Source organism: Pseudarthrobacter sp. GQ63 (assembly GCF_059758765.1).
The window spans coordinates 23,488-41,003 of record NZ_JCAXEF010000007.1 but is presented as its reverse complement, the minus strand read 5'-3'; the positions used below and the strand labels follow the sequence as shown (position 1 = coordinate 41,003).

Here is a 17,516-nt window from a genome sequence, read left to right as displayed (position 1 = left end):
AATCAGCTCAATCGGAGGCGGGCAGCTTCTCGCCCGCCTCCACGCGCACGTCCAGCGAGTTGTTCTTCACGGGCATGGGGCACGTGCCGTAGGGGGTGAACGCGCTGGGATAGTTGATGGCGCGGTTGAAGTCCAGGACCACGGAATGGTCCGGCCGAGGGCGGGGCACGGCGAGCTTCCGCCAGTCATCCGTGGATTCCCCGTTGGTTTCGTCATGGAACGTGACGGTCAGCGCCCCGAGCTTTTCCTCTTCCGCCTGCAGCCGGAACTCGTGCCCGCTGCCGGGAACACGGAACACCACCTCACCCACGGTCCGGTGGACGCCGTCCACCAGGGGGTTGGCAGTGGCGATGGGAACATCCACGGGCTCGGGGTACGGCTCGAATCGGCCCGCCACCTCCCACTCCGGTTTGTATCCGTAGGTGGGGACGCCGGTGAATTCCGTGAGAACCGGCGAGCCCGCGTCCCGGGTCCGGATGGCGTAGCGCCCGGCCCGCCTGGCCAGTTCCACCACCACCTGGTCCCCGCCGGGGCCGCCGAACTGCACCCACATCAGGGACTCCTCATCGGCAAGGGCCGCCGTGATGGTCCCGGCCACAGCGTCCCCTGACTCAACCAGGGACAGCCCATCCGCGGGCGCCGCGGTGAGTGACGCCGTCGTACCATCCGTTGACCAGAGGCCGGGTGCCAGTTCGACGGCGGCAGGAGAGTCCTCCAACCACTGGAACGAGGTGAGGGTGAGCCAGCCGTGGCGGGCGGCGAGGGCCTTGTTGCGGTTGTCGCGGAAGCGCTGCCAGCGTTCCACCTTGGCGGCCGGGAAGGTGCCCATGGTTCCTTTCAAGCGTTTCGGTTTGCCCCGGCTACAACCGCTCCGCGCCGTTGTTCATTCCGGCGCTTGCCGTGTCCGGGCCGGGGAGTACCCTCGGAACCAGCAGGACCGGTTGCTTCACGGCCCCGCACCTGCTTTTCACACCACTTTCAAGCTGTCTGCTTTCCAGAGGGGGAGGCCATGAAGATTGCGGTGCTTGGCACAGGAATGGTGGGACGGACCCTCGCGGGTGCGTTCAGCGCGCTGGGGCATGACGCGGACATCGGAACCCGGGATCCAGGCGCCACGTCCGCCAGGACCGGGCCGGACAGGATGGGTGCGCCTGCGTTCAGCGAATGGCATGCCGCGAACCGTCACATCCCGCTGACGACGTTCGCGGAGGCTGCCGAGGCCGCTGAGCTGGTGGTTAATGCCACGAACGGCGCGGGAGCGCTGGAGGCGCTGGGGTCGGCCGGGGCAGCACGGCTCGCCGGCAAAGTGCTGATGGACGTTTCCAACCCCCTGGATTTCTCCCAGGGCATGCCGCCGGTGCTGAACCCGGTGAACACGGACAGCCTCGCCGAGCGGATCCAGCGGGCCTTCCCCGGCGCGCGGGTTGTGAAGACCCTCAACACGATGAACGCCGGACTGATGGTGGACCCGCGCCGGCTTGCGGACGGGGACCATTCCGTCTTCCTGTCAGGGGATGATGCGGACGCAAAGGCGGTGGTCAAGGGTTTGCTGGAGGAGCTGGGCCACCGCGATGTGATCGACCTGGGCGACATCACCACGGCCCGCGGCGCCGAGATGCTGCTGCCGCTCTGGCTGCGCCTCTACTCCGCCCTGGGCACACCCAATTTCAACATCAAGGTGGTCCGCGCGGTTGAATAGGTGCCGTGGACATACTTGCTGGAGTAAGCACCGAGTGGCTGAGGGCCCTGACCTGGATCGCCGCCGCCGCAGCCGGCCTGGCGGTCCTCCTGTGGCGCCCGCGGCGGCCCCACCTTGCAGGTTTGGCCGCAGTACTGGTGTTCATGGCCGCCAGCGCGGGCGCCGGGATCTACGTCCTGAACCACCTGGGGGACGGCCGCTGGGGCGGTGACCGGCAGTCCCGGCTGAGCCCGCCCCCGCTTTCCGATGCACCCATGGTGGGGCAGTTCCTGGAACCGCTGGAAGGGATGCTGGGCGGCGTGGCCGACGGCGTCAACGAGTTCGTGGACTTCCGCTCCGCCCTGCCGGTGGCATTGGAGTTCTTTGCTGCCGCGGGCTGGGCCCTGGCGCTTTCCGTGCCGCTGGCACTGGTGGCCCTGGCGGCCGATGCCAGGGCTGCCCGGCGCCGCACCGCGGAATTGACCGCGTACCGGGCTGAAGTTGAACAACTCCGGAAAGAGCTGGACCACGTCAAACGCCATGTAGGTTACCCCGTGCGCGACATTATCTGAGACGGATTCACCCACGGCGCCGCACTGCGGGTAGCATCTTTAGCTAGTTACGTGGCTCACAGTATCCAGCGCAGTGTACGAGCCAAGTCCGAACCCTCGAAAGATAGTTTCCATGGCTCACACTGCAACGAATCCCGAAACCGATCTTGCCTCCGAACTGAGGGCAGACGTCCGCCGCGTGTCCACCCTGCTGGGTGAATCGCTCGTCCGCCAGCACGGTCCCGAACTCCTTGACCTGGTGGAGCAGGTCCGCCTCCTCACCAAGGAGTCCAAGGAAGCCGCCCGGGGCGGCGCCGATGCCACCGGCCCGTGGAGCGCACACGACGTCGTCGCCCAAGTCCGCGAACTCCTGGGCTCACTGCCCATCGAGCAGGCCACCGACCTGGTCCGTGCCTTCGCTTTCTACTTCCACCTCGCCAACGCGGCGGAACAGGTCCACCGGGTGCGCGGCCTGCGGACCCGCGCTGAAAAAGACGGCTGGCTGGCCAAGACCGTAGCGGACATCGCAGAGCAGGCGGGCTCCGGTGTGCTGCAGGAAGTGGTCAACGGGCTGGACGTCCGCCCCATTTTCACCGCGCACCCCACCGAAGCCTCGCGCCGTTCGGTGCTGGACAAGATTCGCAAGCTCTCCGACGTCCTGGCCCAGCCCAGCGCCGAGGGCACCACCGCCCGGCGCCGCCAGGACCGGCAGCTGGCCGAGATCATCGACCAGATGTGGCAGACCGACGAACTCCGCCAGGTCCGGCCCACGCCGGTGGACGAGGCCCGCAACGCCATCTATTACCTCAGCAGCATCCTGACGGATGCCATGCCGGAGATGCTCACCGAACTCTCGGAACTGCTCGGCGAGCACGGCGTGACCCTTGCCTCGCAGGAAGCGCCCATCCGCTTCGGCTCCTGGATCGGCGGCGACCGCGACGGCAACCCCAACGTCACCGCGGCAGTCACCCGGGAGATCCTGCAGATCCAGAACCAGCATGCGGTCCGGATCAGCATCGGCATGATCGATGAACTGATCTCCATCCTGTCCAATTCCACCGCGCTCGCCGGCGCGGACCAGGAGCTGCTGGACTCCATCGAGGCGGACCTGAAGAAACTGCCCGGCCTGGACAAGCGCGTCCTGGAGCTCAATGCCCAGGAGCCCTACCGGCTGAAGCTCACCTGCGTCAAAGCCAAGCTGATCAACACGGGCAAGCGGGTGGCCGCAAACTCCAACCACGAGCACGGCCGCGACTACAGCGGAACCGGCGAACTCCTAGCGGACCTTGAACTCGTGGAACTCTCGCTCCGGAACCACTCGGCGTCGCTGGCTGCGGACGGCGCGCTCGCCCGGGTCCGCCGCGCCATTGCCTCCTTTGGACTCCACCTGGCCACCCTGGACATCCGCGAACACGCGGACCACCACCATGACGCCGTCGGCCAGCTGATGGACCGGCTGGGCGGGCCGGGCGTGCGGTACGCGGAACTCAGCCGCGGGCAGCGGCTCGAGGTGCTCGGCTCCGAGCTCGCCTCCCGCCGGCCGCTGTCCGGACACCCCATCAAGCTCGACGGCGCCGCCGACGGCACGTACGACGTCTTCCGTGAGATCCGGCGCGCGCTGCGCGCCTACGGCCCTGACGTCATCGAGACCTACATCATCTCCATGACCCGCGGCGCCGACGACGTGCTTGCCGCCGCCGTCCTGGCCCGTGAGGCCGGCCTGGTGAACCTTTTCGGGGAGAAGCCCTACGCCAAGATCGGCTTCGCGCCGCTGCTGGAGACCGTGGAGGAGCTGCGGGCCTCGGCCGAAATCGTGGACCAGCTGCTGTCCGATCCGTCCTACCGGGAACTCGTGCGCCTCCGCGGCGACGTGCAGGAGGTCATGCTGGGCTACTCGGACTCCAACAAGGAATCCGGCGTGATGACCAGCCAGTGGGAGATCCACAAGACCCAGCGCAAGCTGCGCGACATCGCCGCCAAGCACGGCGTGCGCGTGCGCCTGTTCCACGGCCGCGGCGGTTCCGTGGGCCGCGGCGGCGGACCCACCTACGACGCCATCCTGGCCCAGCCCAACGGCGTCCTGGAAGGCGAAATCAAGTTCACCGAGCAGGGCGAGGTCATCTCGGACAAGTACTCGCTGCCTGAACTCGCCCGCGAAAACCTGGAACTGTCGCTCGCCGCCGTGCTGCAGGGCTCGGCCCTGCACCGCGATCCGCGCACCTCGGCGGACCAGCGGGAACGGTACGGGCACGTCATGGAGACCATCTCCGACGCCGCTTTCGACCGGTACCGCAAGCTGATCGACCATCCGGACCTGCCCGCCTACTTCATGGCCTCCACTCCGGTGGAGCAGCTGGGCTCCCTGAACATCGGCTCCCGCCCGTCCAAGCGCCCGGACTCCGGCGCGGGACTCGGCGGGCTGCGCGCCATCCCGTGGGTGTTCGGCTGGACGCAGTCACGCCAGATCGTGCCCGGCTGGTTCGGCGTTGGCTCCGGCCTCAAGGCCGCCCGCGAGGCAGGCAACACCGCGCAGCTGGTGGAGATGTGGGAGAACTGGAACTTCTTCCGGTCGGTGCTCTCCAACGTGGAAATGACCCTGGCCAAGACTGACCTGGACATCGCCGGCTACTACGTCTCCACCCTGGTCCCCGAAGAGCTCCACCACATCTTCCGGGCCATCCGCGAGGAATACGAGCTCACCGTGGCCGAGGTGCAGAACCTCACGGGTGAGAACCTGCTCCTGGACGCCCAGCCCACGCTGAAGCGCTCGTTGGAAATACGGGACCAGTACCTGGATCCCATCAGCTACCTCCAGGTGGAGCTGCTGCGCCGTGTCCGGGCTGAAGCTGCCGAAGCCGCTGAAAAAGCAGACGGCATCACCGGCGCGGAGATCGACGAACGGCTGCAGCGCGCCATGCTCATCACCGTCAACGGTGTGGCGGCAGGCCTCCGCAACACCGGCTAGCCCCGACGCTCTCTCACCTAATGCCGGTTTTTCCCCAACGCTCTATCACCGGTGAGAGAGCGTTGGCGGTTTCCCTGCAGAAAGTGAGAGAGCGTTGAAGGGGCTTGGGGGACAGGGAAGCGGCCGGGATAGGCTGGAGGGCATGCCTTCCTTCCAGACCCGACTGAAAATCACCGGGCTGCGGCCGGGCAACCCGCCCGAGGCCGTCATGGACACCGCGGTGGAAGCCCTGGGGACCCGGCACCATGTGGAGGCGCACCAGCTGCAGCTTGCCGGGGGAGTGCCGCAGCTGAACCTGCGCTTCCTCGTTGACGCCACAGAATACAGCGGCGAGAACCGGCAGGCGCGGGATTCGGCAGCCATGATGCGTGACGCCGTCGAACGCGTGGCCCTGACCGGATCCCTGACGGTGCTGCGCCGCAGCCGCGGACGCTGGACGCCGGTTTAGCGGCCGGTGTAATTCGGCGCTTCAGGCTTCGGGAGCCAGTGGGCCGGGTTCCTCCACGGGGGACGGATTTCCGCGCCGGCGCGTGGCAATAACGCCGACGGCGGCCCCCACCACCAGGCCGAGCACCACGCCGATGAGGGAGCTGGCCCAGAACGGAAGCCCTGTGGCCGAGCCGGTGAAGTAGCCAAGGCCCACCAGCCAGCAGGCCCAGAGCACCGCCCCTATCCCTGCGCACAGGCTGAAGCCCCGGACGGCGACATTGGCGATGCCTGCCGCGGCAGAGGTGGCAAGGCGGCCGCCCGGGATGAACCTGGCGCCGATGATGGTTCCGTACGTGGAGGAGCGGCCGGCCCGGGCGATGGCGTCATGGATCCCGCGGTGAATCCGGCGGCCCCACGCCCAGCGGTCCAGCACGTGGCTCAACCGGCGCCGGAAGAGCTGGAAAACCACCATGTCGCCGACCCAGGACGCCAGGGCGGAGAGGAACCCCACCAAAAACACGTTGGTCCGGCCGTCCGCGGACAGGGCGCCGCCGGTGATCACCACCATCTCGGAGGGGATCAGTGGAAAAATGGCGTCGCCGAGGACCACGGGGATGATCCAGAAATAGATCGCCGACCCCCAGCTCTCAGCGTTGCCGAAGTCCATGGCCACAACGTACCGCAGATTCGGCCGGCCGGCCCTGCCCTTACGGTTCCGAGTTCGGTGATCGGCTGAGGTGCTGCCCCGCCCGGAAGTACCAGTAGGGCCAGGCGACCCAGGCGGCTGCTCCGGCCGCGACTCCTGCTCCGCCGATGCCGTAGCGGACCCAGCGGGGAAGCTGCTCCGCCCATTTGCTGGCCTCCGAGGCCCGCGTCCGCGGGTAGCCCCCGGTGCACCTGCAGGATCACGGGGATGGCCGCCAGGTTGAACAGGGCACCTGTTGCGTCATTGATGGTGCCGAAGACGTAGGGCCCGTTGCGGGGTACTTCCACTGCATACATGGCGTCGAGGGTGGCTACCCCCACTCCGCCAAGGCCCGCGGCGGCGTAGGCGGCCCTGGCGGCGATGCGGTCGGCCGGGATCCAGGCCAACGCGTCCATGATGGTTCCTTGCCTTGCCCCAGGTACCCCCCAGGATAGTCCTGTCCGCACCGGCCATCCCGAGGGCGACGGCGGATCAGGCCTGGCCCGGGCGTGCCTCGCTGAGGTCCAGCCCGCTGCGGTACTCCACGGGTTTGCCGCTCATGGGATCCACGAACCGGATGCCGCGGGCCAGGAGCTGGAGGGGCCGGGTGTAGTCGTCCGGAGCCTTGTCCAGCAGGTCCGGGTAGAAGGCGTCGTTGACGATGCCCAGCCCCAGCGACGCCATGTGCACCCGCAGCTGGTGCGTCTTTCCGGTATGCGGCTCGAGCCGGTACCGGGCCAGCCGCCGGGGACTGTCCGGTGCCGCGGCAGAGGTGCCGTCCGCACCTGGCGCAGCGCCGCCGTCGAACGTTTCCAGCCGCTCGATCCGCGTTTCCGCGTTCGGTTCGCCGTCGATGACTTCGGCAAGCAGGTAGCTGCGCGACTTGGTCATCCGGTTGCGGACCACCACCGGGAAGTCGACGGCGGGATAGCCCTCCGCGGGGTCGGCGGCGGACACGCACTCGTAGTCCTTCTGGACCTGCCGCTTCTCGAAGAGGACCTGGTACCTGCCGCGGGTCCGGGGATTGGTGGAGAACAGCAGGACCCCGGCCGTCATGCGGTCCAGCCGGTGCATGGGGATCAGGTCCGGCAGCTCCAGCTGGTTGCGCAGCCGGACCAGCGCCGACTCCTGGATGTAGGTGCCGCCGGGGGTGGTGGGCAGGAAGTGCGGCTTGTCCACCACCAGCAGGTGCTCGTCCTGGTGGAGGATGGAGATCTCCACCGGAATCCGCGTCTCGGGCGGGAGGCTGCGGTAGTACCAGATGAACGTGTGGTCCTGCAGGGGAGTGGCGCGGTCCAGTGGCACCCCGCCCTCGCCAACGATCTCGCCGGCGTCGAACCTGTCCTCGATGCCCTGGGGGTCGATGTGTCCCCAGCGGTGCATCATGTAGTCCATGGCCGTGTCCCAGGGGCCCTCTCCGGGGAGGCGCAGCCGGGTGGCGTTGACGCCGTCGCGCACGGGAAGGGGGGATTGCATCACCGGACCATTCTACCGGCGGGTGCTGCCGCCCCTTGCGGCTGCCCCCGGTCGCCGAATTCGCCGGAACCATGCGGGGTCGCCGGAAGCTTCCGGCGAACGTGCACCGTTCCGGCGTACCCGGCACCGACCACAAAAAAGTTCTTGACAATAAAAATTGTCGGTAGCGATACTTGAAGCATGTTGGAGATAGCCGTCATCGAGGATCCCGCCGCGGCCGAGGCGTCGCTGGATCCGATCCGTACCCGGATCCTTCGCGAACTGGTGCAGCCGGCCTCGGCAACCCAGCTCGCGGTGCGGGTGGGCCTGCCGCGGCAGAAGGTCAACTACCACCTCAAGGCCCTGGAAAAGCACGGCCTGGTGGAGCTGGTGGAGGAGCGGCGCAAGGGCAACATGACCGAACGCATCCTCCAGGCCACCGCGTCGTCCTACCTGATCTCACCCCAGGCACTGGCCTCGGTGTCCCCGGACCCGGGCCGGTTTTCCAGCCATTTTTCGGCATTCTGGCTGCTGGCGCTTGCGGGCCGCATGGTCCAGGAGATGGGAAAGCTGATCGCCGGTGCGGCCGCTGCCCGCCAGAAACTGGCCACGTTCGCTGTGGACGGTGAAGTCACGTTCCGGACCGCGGCCGACCGCGCAGCATTCGCCGAAGAGCTCGGCGTGGCGGTCACCCGGCTGGTGGACAAATACCACGACGGCGACGCCCCCCGCGGGCGCCGGCACCGGCTGGTGGTGGCGCTGCACCCCGCTCCCAAGTCGGCGAAAGACCCTATAGACACCCCTTCAGGCAAGGAGCAGGACAACGACTGACAACCGCAACTTCGAAATCGTCTACGACACCGAACTTCCGGGCACGCCGGAGCGGGTTTGGGAGGCTGTGACCACCGGAACGCCCGCGTGGATGTTCCCCACGGACGGGTGGCCGGACGTCAAGACCGTCCAGGAATATCCCACCCACCTGGTCTCCCGTATAGAGGGCCCAGACGGCTGGTTCAACCAGCTCGAGCATGTGCTGGAACCGCTCGACGGCGGCCGCGCCCGCTTGCACTATGTCCACAGCGGCATCTTCGCGGACAACTGGGACGAGCAGTACGACGGCGCCAGCCGCCACACCGAGTTCTACCTCCACACCCTGGGCCAGTACCTGAAGTACTTCGACGGGCAGCCCGTGGTGTTCACGGACATCCAGGCGCCGGCAGCGTCCCAGGCTCCGGATGGCTTTGCGCGGCTCCGCAGGGCGCTGGGCGTGGACTCCGCCGGGCAGGGTTCCCGGGTGGATTTAGAGCTCGACGGCGTGGGCCGGCTTTCGGGGGAAGTGGACTTCTCCAACGAGCACTTCCTGGGCCTGCGCACATCCGACGCCATGTATCGCTTCTTTGGCCGCAACGCCTGGGGCGCTCCGGTGGGGATGACCGTGCACGATTTCAGCGGCACCGGGGACCCGGATGCCACGGCCAAGGCCTGGGGCGGCTTCCTGGAAAAGGCCTACGCGTAGGAGTCCGGGGCACGGTGACCGGGGGCATGGGTTCCCGCCGGTCACGCAATGGCCACGGCAGGGGCGCTTTTCAGGGTCCGGCGGAGCTGCGGGGCGGCCTCGAGCCGGTCCTGCGCTGAACGCAGGGCCAGGACCGCGGCTTCAAGCTTGTCCGGCGGCAGGGTAAAGGGCACCCGGAGGTAGCGCTCGAAGGCGCCGCCTATCCCGAAGCGCGGGCCGGCCGCCAGCCGGATCCCGAAGTCGGGGGCGATGACGGTCAGGGCAGTGCTGATGGGAGCGGGCAGCCGGCACCATGCGGACAGTCCGCCGGAGGGGTAGGCCGTCTCCCACTCCGGCAGGTGTCCGGCAAGGAGCTCCAGGAGGGCGGCGCGGCTGTCCTGGAGGGCGGCAATCCGTGCCGGCAGCGGCTCGTCAAGGGCCCGGACCAGGTGCGCTGCGGCCAGCTGTTCCATGAGGGGGCCGCCGAGATCAAGTGAGGTCCGGGCCGCGGCAAACCGTTGGACCAGGTCCTCCGAGGCCCTGATCCAGCCGGTGCGCAGCCCGCCCCAATGGGACTTGCTGAGCGAGCCGATGGTCACCACTGCCGGACTGAACGCCGCGACCGGTGCGGTCACAACGCCGTCGAGGTTAAGCTCGCGCAGCGTCTCGTCCACCACCAGGACCGTTCCGGCGGCAGCAGCTGCCCGGACCAGGTGGCGGCGCTGGAGGTCGGGCATCAGCTGGCCTGTCGGATTGTGGAAGTCGGGCACCACGTAGGCCAGCCGAGGCCGCTGCTGTTGCAAGACGGCCTGCAGCGTGGCCATGTCCCACGCCTGTGCAGCCTCGGCACGGGCGCCGTCCGCACCGGCACCGCGGGTGCCTGTCCCGGGACCGGCGGAGAATGCCACCGGGACCGGCCTGCAGCCGGCAGCCCTGATGGCGTCGAGGGCGTTGGGGTAGCTGGGGTGTTCCACCAGAATGCGGTCCTGCCTGCCGGCCAGGGCGCGGAGGATGATGTTCAGGGCGTGCTGCGCCCCCGATGTCACCATGATCTGGCTGGCGGTAGTGGGCGCCCCGGCTGCCGTGTACCGCGCCGCCACTGCCTCGCGGAGTGGGAGCAGGCCCAAGGCGTCGTAGCCGAAGCCGGGGAGCAGGGCAGGCAGCTCGGAGAGGGCGGCGGCGAACGCACGGTGCACCACCTCGCCGCTGGCAGGAAGCGAGGCGTACGCGAGGTCGATCAGTCCTTCCGGAGCGGCGAGCCCGGGGGCGGTCAGTGCCGGATCGTTCCGCGCCGGTCCCGTGAAGAGCGTGGTGCCTGCCGGGGTGAGGCGCGGGATCCGCGTCCGGCTCCTGCTGCCCTGGCCGCCGGTCAGGAAGCCCTGCTCGCGGAGCAGCCCATAGGCGGCAGTCACCATGGTCCGGCTGACGCCCAGGGCTTCGGACAGGGCGCGCTCGCTGGGCAGCGCAGTGTCCAGGGCCACCCGGCCGTCGAGCACCAGCAGGCGTACGACGTCGGCCAGCTCGCGGTAGCCGGGCGTTGCGCCGGCGTTCCACTCGCCCAGAAGGCGGGAGAGGCCGGAGGCGGTGAGGGATGACATCAGGCCAGTATCTCAAACTGGCTATGTAATTCAAGGCCAGTTTTCTGCCAGAGTCGTCTTTATGTTAACCCGCAGACTCCTCCAGCTCTTTACCGGCCTTGCCATGTACGGCGTCTCGCTGGCCATGTTCATCCGCGCAGGACTGGGCCTGGACCCTTGGGACGTCTTCCACCAGGGCGTGGCCGGCAGGACAGGGCTCAGTATCGGCGTGGTGGTCATTATCGTGAGTTTCCTGGTGCTTCTGCTGTGGATTCCGCTGCGCCAGTGGCCCGGTTTCGGAACATTGTGCAACGCCATCCTGGTTGGCGTGTTCGCGGACATTGGCCTCGCCTTGATTCCGGCCGTGACCCATCTGGGCGGGCAGATCTGCATGCTCGGCGGCGCGGTGCTGCTGAACGGCATCGCTTCAGCCTGTTACATCGGTGCCCGGTTTGGTCCCGGCGCCCGCGACGGTCTGATGACGGGCCTGGCCAGGCGCACCGGCTGGTCCGTCAGGTGGTCCCGCACGCTGATCGAGGTTGTGGTCCTGGCTGTCGGGTGGTTCCTGGGCGGCTCGGTGGGCGTGGGCACTGTTGTCTACGCCCTGGCCATCGGACCCCTGGTCCAGCTGCTGCTCCCGCTGTTCATGGTGCCGGCGCCACGCCGCACAGACATCGCTTCACCGGGAGGCCGCAACCCTGGAACTCCTGCTCCGGCGTCCCTGGCCAGCAACAGCTGAGGCATCAAACGGTGGCCTAACCCTGGGCCGGCAGCGGCTGGCACTGGGGACAGAAGTAGATGTCCCGTTCCTCGTCGCCGTTCAGTTTGCCCAGCACGCCGCGCCGGATGGGGGTCCCGCACTTCAGACAGGGCTGGTGTTCCCGGCGGTAGACCCAGTAGCCGGGCCGCCCCGCCATCCGGCCGACCGGCATGCCGCGGGCGTTGAGGATGGTGACGCGGCGGCCCGGGCCCAGGTTGACCTCCAGGAGCTGCTTGGCGTCCGTCATCATGGTCCGCACATCCTGGACCGCCGAGACCGGGGAGGCGGGGTGCACGCCGGACAGGAAGCATGTTTCGCAGCGGTAGATGTTGCCGATCCCGGCCAGGTTGCGCTGGTCCAGCAGCGCCACGCCGATAGGGACGTCCGGAGCGGAACGGACGCGCCGCTCCGCCTCGTCCAGGTCCCAGTCCGGCCCCAGCAGGTCCGGACCCAGGAAACCCACGATGGAGTCCTCGCTGGCGGTGGCAACGACCTCAACAACCCCTAAGGAAAATCCGACGGCATCCGCTGCTGCGGTGCGCAGCACGCACCGGGCGGTGTAGCCGGGTTTCCGCCACCTTCCGCCGGGCGGGTACACCTGCCAGGTTCCCTCCATTTTCAGGTGCGAATGGATGGTGAGTTTTTTGTCGTCCGGCCCCACCACGCGCATCAGCAGGTGCTTGCCGCGGGGCACCACCTCAGCCACGGTCCAGCCGGCGAGGTTGAGGGTTGCAAAGCGGGGCACGCGGAAATCGGAGGCAAGGAGTTTTTGTCCTGCCAGGGCCTGGTGCAGCTGGTTGGCTGCCCGCCAGACGGAATCGCCCTCAGGCACGGATCCTCAGTCCTTTCGGGGTGGAGTAGGCGCCGGCCGAGCTCAGCGCGGCAGCGACAGGGGTATCCAGGATGCCGTGCCCGTTCACCTTCTCCATGATCAGTTTGTCCACGGCTCCCCGGGTCACCACGCCCACCAGCGCCGCGCCGGCGGCCGAGAGGACGGCTTCGTCGCCGCTGAAAGCCAGAAGGGTCTTGCCGCCCCGTTCCACATAAAGGACCAACGCCCCGTCCACCAGCACCACCAGGGCACCTGCCTTCCGCCCGGGACGGTGCCCAGTGCCGGCGTCGTCCTGGAGTGCCGGCCAGGGGAGGGCCGCTCCGTACGGGTTGGCAGGGTCCGTCGCCGCCAGCGCCAGGGCGACCGGTTCGGGCCTGGCGAGCTGGGTGTCCTCCGAGTAGGAACGCAGCCGGTCAACAGTGGCCGGAACGGCGAACTGGGCCGCCCCCAAATGCTCAATGAAGTAGCCCCGCCGGCAGCGTCCGGCTTCCTCCAGCCTCGCGAGGACCTTGTACATGAGGCCGAAGCCGCCCAGGATCTGTTCCGCCATCACGGACCCCCTGGTGACCACGCCGTAGCGGTCCAGCAGGAGTTCAGCCGTGGCCCGGGCGTGGATGGTGGCGTCCAGTTCCGGCTGCGGCAGGGCAGACCAGCGGCCGGCGGCCATCGGGGGAGTTGACGCACCTCCGGCCGACGCACCGTACCTGCCGCCCGCCAGGCCCGGAGATCCCATGAGCCCGCTCCCGTGGGAACGGCCCAGCCTGCTGAGCCGGGGTGCCCTGGCGCGGGGTGCGCGGGCCACCTGCCGGTGCGCGGTGTGGCCACCGGCGATCAGCGCGCGGACGGGGGCGAAAGTATCCCCGGTGATCCGGCCCGCCCATGCGAGGTCCCAGAGTGCCGTCACCACCTCCTGGTCGCTGAGGACGGCATCCATGCCGCCGGCGACGTCCGTCAGTTGCCGGAAGAAGTAGCCGCCGCCGTTGTTGCGAAGGTGCTCGAGGAGGCGCTGCTGCGCATCACCGGGTTCGTATTCGATGGCAGGGTTCAGCGTCAGTTCGGCGGAGTCGGCAAGGTGGAGGCTGATCCAGCCGTCGTTTCCCGGCAGGGCTCCGGCGCCTGACCACAGGACTTCCCCGGCGGCCATCAGTTCATCCAGCATGGCGGGCTGGTAGTTGGAGACCCTGCCGGCAAGGACCAGCGGTTCCCAGGCCGAGGCCGGAATGGGCACCCCGGAAAGCTGGTCGACGGCGGTGATGATGCCGTCCAGCCCCCGCAGCGACGGCTGGCCGCGCCCCCCGCCGGGTGTCCTGACATGCTGCCAGGCGGGCAGGAAGCGCCCGTAGGCGGCAGCGTCCACCGGTTCCACTTCCGCGCGGAGGGCTGCCAGCGAACGACGGCGGAGCTTGCGCAGGACCTCGGCGTCGCACCATTCGCTGACCACCGTGTGCGGGGAAAGGTTGGGCGCGGGTGGTCCACTTGCAGGCTGGCTTTCCTCCGGTTCGGTGCCTTCTCCGGCTGCGCCACCAGGGTTTGGGGCGGTTTCCGCTGGCCCTGCATGCGGCCGGAACTCGCCCTCCACCACGCGACCGTCTGCTGCCAGGCGTTTCAGGGCAGTGCTGACCACTGCCACGCCCAGGCCAAGCCGTGCTGCTGCCTCGGCCGCGGTGAAGGGTCCGTGCGTGCGCGCATACCGCGAAACAAGGTCGCTGAGGGGATCCGCTACGGGTTCGATAAACGCGAGCGGGACCCCCATGGGCAGCGGAACGCCTATGGCGTCCCGCAGCCGCGCGGCATCCTCCACAGCCGCAAAGCGTTCCACGCCGCCGATGTTCACCTTGATGGCACGGTTGGCGCGCTGCAGGGCCACGAGGTGGGTGGTGGCCTCCGCCGGCTGGGCGTGCCCGGCGTCCACCGGGGTTTCAACGTGACCGGTGTCCTCTGAGCCAACGGAGTCCTCAGCGCCAACGGCGGTGATGCCGGCGGGCTGATCGAGTGCGGCCGGTTCCAGGCGCGCGGCCACCTCCTCGGGCGCCAGGGGGCCAAGCAGCCGCAGCAGGTCCGCCACTCCTTCCATGCCCCGCACCCGTCTGTCCGGCGCCAGCCGCTGGAGCTCGCGCTCGGTGGCTCCAATGACCTTGGCATCCAGCAGTTCGCGCAGCTCAACGCGCCCCAGCAGCTCGTTCAGGAGCGTGGAATCAAGGGCAAGCGCGGCGGCACGGCGCTCCGCGAGAGGAGAGTCGCCCTCGTACAGGAACTGCGCCACGTACCCGAACAGGAGGGACTTGGCGAACGGGGACGGCTGGGACGTGGTGGTCTGGACGATCCTCAGTTCGCGCCGCTCAACGGACGCCGCGATGTCCTTCAACGCCGGGAGATCGTAGACGTCCTGCAGGCATTCGCGGACGGTTTCCAGCACGATGGGAAAGGTTGGGTATTTCCGGGCGACGTCGAGAAGCTGGGCGGACCGCTGCCGCTGCTGCCACAGCGGCTGCCGCTTGCCCGGCGTCTGCCGGGGCAGCAGCAGTGCCCGCGCGGAACACTCCCGGAACCTCGATGCGAAGAGCGCACTGCCGCCCACCTCGGCAGTGACGATCTGCTCCAGCTCCTCGGGATCGAAGAGGAACAGCTCCGCCCCCGGCGGTTCGTCCTCCATCATGGGCACGCGGAGCACAATCCCGTCGTCGGCAGCCATCGCCGAGCCGTCCAGGCCGTATCTCTGGTGGAGGCGCTGCCCGACGGCCAGGGCCCAGGGAGCATGCACCGGCATGCCGAACGGGCTGTGCAGGATGACTCGCCAGTCGCCCAGTTCATCGTGGAACCGCTCCACCACCAGCGTGGTGTCACTGGGAACGACGTCGGTGGCCAGCTTCTGCTCGGTGAGGTACTGGATCAGGTTGTTCGCGGCGAACTCGTCCAGGCCGCTGGCTTTGCACCGCTCGGTGGCAGGGCCGGCGTCGGACGCCGAGAGTTCGCGGACGAACGCACCCAGGGCACGGCCCAGGTCCACGGGCCGGCCCAGCGAATCGCCCTTCCAGAAAGGCAGTTTGCCCGGCTGGCCGAAGGCGGGCGAGACCAGCACGCGGTCATGCGTGATGTCCTCGATCTTCCAGCTGGTGGCACCGAGCGCAAAGACGTCCCCCACCCGGGACTCGTACACCATTTCCTCATCCAGCTCGCCTACCCGCCGGCCACCCTTGGGAGCGGGCGCCGGTTTGCCGTCCGTGGAGGGGGAGGCCGATCCTTCAACCTCCGTGCCGATGAGGTACACACCGAAAAGCCCGCGGTCGGGAATGGTCCCGCCGGAGGTTACCGCCAGGCGCTGCGCGCCCGGCCGGCCCTCGATGGTGCCCGCGTTGCGGTCCCAGATGATCCGTGGGCGGAGTTCGGCGAATTCGTCGGACGGGTAGCGTCCGGCCAGCAGGTCCAGGGTGGCTTCGAACGCTGAGCGGGGGAGTGACGCGAAGGGCGCCGAGCGCCGCACGGTGGCAAACCATTCCTCGACGTCGATGCTGCCCAACGCGGTGGCGGCAACGGTCTGCTGGGCCAGGATATCCAGCGGGTTGGCGGGGATGCTGAGGCGCTCGATCTTCCCGCCGAGCATCCGCTCCACCGTGATGGCGGTGTGCACGAGGTCCGCCCGGTGCTTCGGGAAGAGGACGCCCTGCGAGACTTCACCCACCTGGTGCCCTGCCCGGCCCACCCGCTGCAGGCCGCTGGCCACGGACGGCGGCGATTCCACCTGCACTACCAGGTCCACGGCGCCCATGTCGATGCCGAGCTCCAGGGAGGACGTTGCCACCACGCACCGCAGCCGGCCTGATTTCAGGTCGTCCTCGATGAGTGCCCGCTGGTCCTTCGAAACGGAACCGTGGTGCGCGCGGGCCAGCACCGGATCTGCCCCCGCAGAGCTTCCGGCCTGCGCCATCATGTGCGCCGGCGTGGCGGTGGAGGCGGGAACGCCGGGCGCCGCTGCCTGCTGGGCCGGGTCATCCCAGCCGCCGCCGGCCGCCACCAGCTGCCGCTCCGCGTAAATCTCGTTGAGCCTGGCCGTGAGACGCTCCGAGAGGCGGCGGGAGTTGGCGAACACGATGGTGGACTGGTTGGCCAGCACCAGGTCCACGATTTTCTCTTCCACGTGCGGCCAGATCGATGCCTGCGGCTGGAGCCCGGAGGCGGGGCCGGAGTCGAAAGCCCCCGCCGCGCCCTGGAGGTCGGACATGTCCTCCACCGGGACGGAGACGGTGAGGTCCCAGTTCTTCTTGGCAGGAGGGGCAACAATCTCCACCGGCGCTGTGCCCGCGAGGAACTGCGCCACGAGCTCCTTGGGTTCCACGGTTGCGGACAGTCCGATGCGCTGGGCCGCTTTGGGCAGCAGCGCATCCAGCCGCTCGAGGGAGACGGCCAGATGGGCGCCGCGTTTGGTCCCGGCCACGGCGTGGACCTCATCGATGATGATGGTGTCCACTTCGGTCAGCGTTTCCCGCGCCTTGGACGTGAGCATCAGGAACAGGGATTCCGGGGTGGTGATGAGGATGTCCGGCGGGTTGCTCAGCAGGGCACGGCGGTCAGCAGTGGTGGTGTCGCCGGAGCGCACGCCCACGGTGGTCAGCGGGGCCGGCAGCCCAAGACGCTTGGCGGTCTGGGTGATGCCGATCAGCGGTGAGCGGAGGTTCCGTTCCACGTCCACACCCAGGGCCTTCAGGGGTGAGATGTAGAGGACCCGCGTTTTGCGCTTCGGCGCGCGGGAACGCTTGCCCTTCGAGGTGGCCGCGCCGGCAGCGTCTGTGGCCTCCGGTGCTTCCGCGGCGGAGGCCAGCAGCCGGTCCAGCGCCCAGAGGAAGGCGGCGAGGGTTTTTCCGGACCCGGTTGGGGCCACTACCAGGGCGTGCGAACCCGAGGATATGGCACGCCAGGCGCCCTCCTGCGCGGGCGTCGGCTCTGAGAAGGCACCGAGGAACCAGTCGCGCGTGGGCCTGCTGAACTGGGCCATGGTGCTGGCGCCGGTGCCCTTTCCGCTGGTGGGGACCTCTTCCTCGATCATGCCTCCATCATGCCCCAAGGCACCGACACTGATGCCTGCCGCCTGCCC

13 protein-coding genes are annotated in these 17,516 nt (G+C 68.6%); 7 read left to right on the top strand and 6 right to left on the bottom strand.

All coding sequences use genetic code 11. The features are described 5' to 3' along the window. Nucleotides 1–7 precede the first annotated feature (7 nt). Complete coding sequence (locus tag AC6CHP_RS12790) at nt 8–829, bottom strand: DUF1684 domain-containing protein (RefSeq protein WP_427116238.1); 822 nt, start codon at nt 827–829, stop codon at nt 8–10. Between the two features lie 180 nt (nt 830–1,009). Between AC6CHP_RS12790 and AC6CHP_RS12785 the strand changes: the two genes are divergently transcribed. The 4 genes from AC6CHP_RS12785 to AC6CHP_RS12770 all read left to right on the top strand — a co-directional run bounded on the left by AC6CHP_RS12785 (nt 1,010) and on the right by AC6CHP_RS12770 (nt 5,642). Next, on the top strand, nt 1,010–1,699 hold the full coding sequence (locus AC6CHP_RS12785) for an NADPH-dependent F420 reductase (protein ID WP_498230277.1): 690 nt from the start codon (nt 1,010–1,012) through the stop codon (nt 1,697–1,699). Between the two features lie 5 nt (nt 1,700–1,704). Further along, nucleotides 1,705–2,250 (top strand): hypothetical protein, encoded by a 546-nt coding sequence (locus tag AC6CHP_RS12780; protein WP_498230275.1) that lies wholly within the window; start codon nt 1,705–1,707, stop codon nt 2,248–2,250. A 112-nt stretch (nt 2,251–2,362) separates the two neighbouring features. Next, on the top strand, nt 2,363–5,194 hold the full coding sequence (gene ppc / locus AC6CHP_RS12775; RefSeq protein ID WP_498230273.1) for a phosphoenolpyruvate carboxylase: 2,832 nt from the start codon (nt 2,363–2,365) through the stop codon (nt 5,192–5,194). 142 nt (nt 5,195–5,336) lie between these two features. Then, complete coding sequence (locus AC6CHP_RS12770) at nt 5,337–5,642, top strand: hypothetical protein (RefSeq protein WP_066273735.1); 306 nt, start codon at nt 5,337–5,339, stop codon at nt 5,640–5,642. 21 nt (nt 5,643–5,663) lie between these two features. Here AC6CHP_RS12770 and AC6CHP_RS12765 read toward each other — a convergent pair whose 3' ends face one another. Continuing rightward, nucleotides 5,664–6,290 (bottom strand): DedA family protein, encoded by a 627-nt coding sequence (locus AC6CHP_RS12765; RefSeq protein WP_188731805.1) that lies wholly within the window; start codon nt 6,288–6,290, stop codon nt 5,664–5,666. 510 nt (nt 6,291–6,800) lie between these two features. Continuing rightward, nucleotides 6,801–7,784, bottom strand: a complete 984-nt coding sequence (locus tag AC6CHP_RS12760; RefSeq protein ID WP_498230456.1) for an RluA family pseudouridine synthase — start codon at nt 7,782–7,784, stop codon at nt 6,801–6,803. 180 nt (nt 7,785–7,964) lie between these two features. Here AC6CHP_RS12760 and AC6CHP_RS12755 point away from each other — a divergent pair, with 180 nt between their 5' ends. Both AC6CHP_RS12755 and AC6CHP_RS12750 read left to right on the top strand, forming a co-directional pair. Continuing rightward, nucleotides 7,965–8,594 (top strand): helix-turn-helix domain-containing protein, encoded by a 630-nt coding sequence (locus AC6CHP_RS12755; RefSeq protein WP_498230270.1) that lies wholly within the window; start codon nt 7,965–7,967, stop codon nt 8,592–8,594. Nucleotides 8,595–8,661: 67 nt separating this feature from the next. Beyond that, nucleotides 8,662–9,279, top strand: coding sequence for an SRPBCC family protein (locus AC6CHP_RS12750; protein ID WP_498230268.1), 618 nt, complete (start codon nt 8,662–8,664; stop codon nt 9,277–9,279). A gap of 41 nt (nt 9,280–9,320) precedes the next feature. Here AC6CHP_RS12750 and yczR read toward each other — a convergent pair whose 3' ends face one another. Next, complete coding sequence (gene yczR / locus AC6CHP_RS12745) at nt 9,321–10,859, bottom strand: MocR-like transcription factor YczR (RefSeq protein WP_498230454.1); 1,539 nt, start codon at nt 10,857–10,859, stop codon at nt 9,321–9,323. Nucleotides 10,860–10,917: 58 nt separating this feature from the next. Here yczR and yczE point away from each other — a divergent pair, with 58 nt between their 5' ends. Next, nucleotides 10,918–11,574, top strand: coding sequence for a membrane protein YczE (yczE, locus tag AC6CHP_RS12740; protein ID WP_498230266.1), 657 nt, complete (start codon nt 10,918–10,920; stop codon nt 11,572–11,574). Between the two features lie 16 nt (nt 11,575–11,590). On the opposite strand, the gene AC6CHP_RS12735 is transcribed toward yczE, so the two are convergent. Both AC6CHP_RS12735 and AC6CHP_RS12730 read right to left on the bottom strand, forming a co-directional pair. Beyond that, nucleotides 11,591–12,427, bottom strand: a complete 837-nt coding sequence (locus AC6CHP_RS12735; RefSeq protein WP_104188353.1) for an Fpg/Nei family DNA glycosylase — start codon at nt 12,425–12,427, stop codon at nt 11,591–11,593. Then, nucleotides 12,420–17,468 carry a DNA glycosylase AlkZ-like family protein gene (locus tag AC6CHP_RS12730; protein ID WP_498230264.1) on the bottom strand — a complete coding sequence of 1,683 codons (5,049 nt, stop codon included), beginning with the start codon at nt 17,466–17,468 and terminating at the stop codon, nt 12,420–12,422. Before AC6CHP_RS12730 ends, AC6CHP_RS12735 begins: the two co-directional genes overlap by 8 nt. Nucleotides 17,469–17,516 lie beyond the last annotated feature (48 nt).